The sequence below is a fragment of the Actinosynnema sp. genome (assembly GCF_052038725.1).
Map to the genome: position 1 here is coordinate 1 of NZ_JBQGCX010001419.1, position 4,014 is coordinate 4,014.

The 4,014-nt window shown below is 71.0% G+C and carries 5 protein-coding genes; 3 read left to right on the plus strand and 2 right to left on the minus strand.

The features are described from left to right. Together ACTUAL_RS29955 and ACTUAL_RS29960 are read right to left on the minus strand one after the other, a co-directional pair. Positions 1 to 881, minus strand: an 881-nt coding sequence (locus ACTUAL_RS29955) for a PTS transporter subunit EIIC (protein WP_440902591.1), incomplete at its 3' end; no start/stop codon positions are given. Then, positions 878 to 1,645 (minus strand): GntR family transcriptional regulator, encoded by a 768-nt coding sequence (locus ACTUAL_RS29960; RefSeq protein WP_177154687.1) that lies wholly within the window; start codon positions 1,643 to 1,645, stop codon positions 878 to 880. The genes ACTUAL_RS29955 and ACTUAL_RS29960, both read right to left, overlap by 4 nt. Positions 1,646 to 1,811: 166 nt before the next feature. Here ACTUAL_RS29960 and ACTUAL_RS29965 point away from each other — a divergent pair, with 166 nt between their 5' ends. The 3 genes from ACTUAL_RS29965 to ACTUAL_RS29975 all read left to right on the plus strand — a co-directional run bounded on the left by ACTUAL_RS29965 (position 1,812) and on the right by ACTUAL_RS29975 (position 3,267). Beyond that, positions 1,812 to 2,048 (plus strand): glucose PTS transporter subunit EIIB, encoded by a 237-nt coding sequence (locus ACTUAL_RS29965; protein ID WP_015803964.1) that lies wholly within the window; start codon positions 1,812 to 1,814, stop codon positions 2,046 to 2,048. Then, positions 2,045 to 2,503: a PTS sugar transporter subunit IIA gene (locus tag ACTUAL_RS29970; RefSeq protein WP_440902592.1), complete on the plus strand. Its 459-nt coding sequence runs from the start codon at positions 2,045 to 2,047 to the stop codon at positions 2,501 to 2,503. The genes ACTUAL_RS29965 and ACTUAL_RS29970 overlap by 4 nt, the downstream gene beginning before the upstream one ends. Positions 2,504 to 2,682: 179 nt before the next feature. Next, positions 2,683 to 3,267, plus strand: a complete 585-nt coding sequence (locus tag ACTUAL_RS29975) for a prepilin peptidase (protein WP_440902593.1) — start codon at positions 2,683 to 2,685, stop codon at positions 3,265 to 3,267. Positions 3,268 to 4,014 lie beyond the last annotated feature (747 nt).

A 4,014-nucleotide genomic window follows, 5' to 3' on the forward strand; every position in this document is an offset into this window, starting at 1 on the left:
CCCATGATGCCCGCGACGACCTTCTTCTGCGCCGGGCGGGCGGTGTGCACGATCGCCAGCGCGGCGGCCGGGAGGGCGAACATGAAGATCGGGAAGAAGCCGGTCTGGAACGTGCCCGCCGTCGGGTCGCCCGCGAAGAACCGCTGGATGTCACCGGTCTTGCCCTCGTACTCCCCGAAGACCTGCCAGACGAAGGTGTTCGGGATGTGGTGCAGGCCCAGCGGGATCAGCAGCCGGTTGACCGTGCCGTAGATGCCCGCGCCCAGGATCGTGCTGCTGGAGACGGCCTCGCCGAGCCAGGTCAGGCCCGCGTTGAACAGCGGGTACACCAGGCCGAGCAGCACGCCCAGGACGACCATGACGCCCGCGACCAGGATCGGCACGAACCGCCTGCCGCCGAAGAACGCCAGGTACGGGGGGAGCTTGATGCGGTGGTACCGCTGCCACAGCACGGCTGTGATCAGACCCACGATCACGCCCGCCAGCACCGAGTAGTTGATCAGCACCGGCTTGTCGGGGTTCGGCTGGTCCAGCACGAACGGCGACATCGCCTTGAAGACGGCCTGGATCACCACGTAGCCGACCACCGAGGCCAGCGCGGTGGAGCCGTCGCCGCGCCGGGCGAAGCCGATCGCCACGCCCACCGCGAACAGCAGCGGCAGGTTGGTGAACAGCGCGTCGCCCGCGCCGCCGATGACGGCGGCCACCTGGATCCAGCCGAGACCCTTGGCGCCGAGCAAGTCGGGTTGGCCGAGGCGGAGCAGCAGGCCGGCGACGGGGAGCGCGGCGATCGGCAGCATCAAGCTGCGGCCGAACCTCTGCAACCCGGCCAGTCCCTTGATCTCACGACCGCCCGTCGCCTGTGGGGCGCTGGCGCTCATGTGGTACCTCCCTTGGCGGAGTGCGGGCCGGAGTCCGGGACGGTCCGGTCCAGTTGCATGGTCACCTGGTAGAGATCACCCCGGTACCAGGACGTCATGTCCTCGACCGGCCTGCCGCCGCTGCCCGCGACCCTGCGGAACACCAGCAGCGGACTGCCCTCGCGCACGCCCAGCAGCCGGGCCGTGGCCCGGTCCGCGCCCTCGGCCCACGCGGTCTGCTCCGCGTGGTCGAGCTGGACGCCGTAGGCGTCGGCGATGATCGCGTAGAGGGAGCCGGTCAGGTCGTGCTCGGGAAGGCCCGGCACGACGCGCGGGCTGTACCAGCCGCGCTCGACGGTCAGCGGCACGCCGTCCGCCCTGCGCAGGCGGACCACCGCGCACGCGGGCTCGCCGGGCCCCAGGCCCAGCGCGGACGCCGCCGACACCGGCGGGGGCTCCTCGGCGCAGCGCAGCACCTCCGACGACGGCGTGAAGCCGCGCTTGCGCATGTCGTCGGTGAAGGACTCCAGGTAGAGCTGCACGTCCATCCGGCGCTTGGCGGTGAACGTGCCGCGGCCCTTGGCCCTGGTGAGCAGGCCCTCGGAGACCAGCTGGCCGATCGCGGCCCGCACCGTGATGCGGGAGACCCGGTACCGGGTGGCGAGGTCGCGCTCGGACGGGATGGCGGACCCCGGTGGGGCCTCGTCGGCCACCGCGCGGAGGATGTCCCGCAACTGAGCGTGCTTGGGCTTCGGGCCGTCGACGATCCGGTGCTGCACGGTCAACCTCCTCCCGTCGTCGCGCCTGCCAGCCGGGATTGGTACTTTCCGGTCTAGACCAGTTGGTGCGGGGAGGATGCTCCGCCCGCTGATCGGGTGTCAACCCGCCGTTACGCGACCGTGGCCAAGCGGGGGCGCTCACCAACGGTGAAGTCGAGAGAGGACTCGTGACATGGCTGACGAGAAGGCTGCGGGAATCCTGGCCGCGCTCGGCGGGGCCGACAACATCGTGGAGATCGAACCCTGCATCACCCGGCTGCGCTGCGAGCTGGAGGACGGGTCGCTGGTCGACGAGAAGGCGCTGAAGGCGCTGGGCGCGCACGGCGTGATGCGGCAGGGCTCGGTCGTCCAGGTCGTGGTCGGCCCGGAGGCGGACACCATCGCCAGCGACATCGAGGACCTGCTGTGACCCTGAGCGTCCAGTCCCCCGTGAGCGGTCGCCCGGTGTCCCTCGACCAGGTGCCGGACCCGGTGTTCGCGCAGGCGATGGTGGGTCCGGGCTTCGCGGTGGAACCGGACCGCGAGGCGGCCGACGTGCTGTCCCCGATCACCGGGACCGTCGTGACCCTGCACCCGCACGCGTTCGTCGTGGCGGGCGCCGACGGGGGCGCGGTCCTGGTGCACCTGGGCATCGACACCGTGAAGCGCAAGGGCGAGGGCTTCACCGTGCACGTGGAGAAGGGCGACGCCGTGGAGGCGGGCCAACGCGTGGTGACCTGGGACCCCGCCGAGGTGGAGGCGGCGGGCTACGCCCCGATCTGCCCCGTGGTGGCCCTGGAGGCGGACCCGTCCGCCCTGTCCCCGGCAGCCCCCTGGGGCGGCCACGTGAACGCGGGAACCCCGCTGTGCACCTGGGACCGCTAACCCCCTCGCTCCTGAACCCCCGAATAACCACTCCACCGCGCTAACCCCGCAAGGTTATTCACATTCTCCACCGATGAACGGACCGTTCACCCCAGAAACCCCGGATGAACGGTCCGTTCACTCAAACCTCCCCCGCTTTCCCCTTGCCCAGCTCAACCCCGCAGGCGCACCGTGAACCCATGACATTCCACCTGACCTACCTGGGTTTCCTGGCCGGCCTCCTGATCCCTCCCACCCTGCGCCGCCTGCGTCGCGGAACAAATGCCCGTTGGTGGTGGTGCGCCCCATCAACAGCATTCCTCTGGTGCCTGACGGGAGCCCTGAACGTCCCCCCGAGCTGGCTCCCCGTCCCCCTGACCCTGGCCTGGCTAGGCGTAGCCCTGACGCTCGTGGACCTGCGCCACCGCAGACTCCCGAACGCCCTCACCCTCCCGGCCTACCCGGTCCTCCTCCTGCTCCTGGCCATGTCAGGCGCAGACCCGTTACGAGCCCTGGCCGGCTGCACCCTGTTCGCCGGCGCCCACCTGCTCATCCACCTGCTACGCCCAACCGCCCTGGGCGGGGGCGACGTGAAGCTGTCAGGCCCCTTGGGCGCAGTCCTGGCCTGCGTCTCCTGGACCGCACTCCCCCTGGCAACAGCCCTGGCAAGCCTGACCACCCTCCTCCTCTCCCGCCTCCCCACCCGCAACCACCCACCCTGGTCCCTCCCACACGGCCCAGGCCTGCTGGGCTCAACGTGGCTGCTCTCCGTCGTGGCGGTGTAAGCCGCTCCTGGGCTGGGCTGGGCTGGGCAGGGGCGAGGGCTGGGCCGGGGGCTGGGCCGGGCCGGGGGCTGGGCCGGGTCGGGCAGGGCAGAGCCAGGCCGGGCAGGACTGGGCAAGGTTGGGTAGGGCCTGGCGGGGGCAGGCAGGACAGGGCCGGGTAGGTCGGGCTGGGCTGGGCAGAATCAGGTCGGGTAGAGCCTGGAGCGGACAGGCAAGGCCGGGTCGGCCGGACAGGGCCGGGGCTGGCCGGGGCTGGCTCGCTCGGGTCGGGTCGAATTGGGCAGGGTCGTGCCGGGTCGGGAGGGGCAGAACAAGCTGGCCGGGTACGGCGGCCCGCTCAGCCACAGCCACAGCTACAGCCACTGCGGAAAGGCGTAGCCCTCAACGGCCACAACGGGGGCGGGCAATCCACCAATCGGAAAGACGGCCACTGCCCAGTCGAAGGCAAGCGCGGGCGATGTGCGCACGCGGAGCGTGCGCACAAAGCACCCTCCCCGCGTCCCTCTTCTCCGTTTGGCCTGGCGAAGCCCGAGCACGCTTGTCAAGACGCCGCCGCACTGCCCGGAAGACCGCCCGAGTCATACGGCGTCTTGACGAGCGTGCTTGCCTGAAAGGAGGCCAAACGGGAAAGAGGGACCCGGACCACCGCAGGGGTACAACGGGACCACCCACGAAAGCGTCACCGGCCGGCAGAGCCCGTCTCCCTCTTTTTTGGAGGTCTGCCCCGCCGGCGAGGCGTGCTTGTGG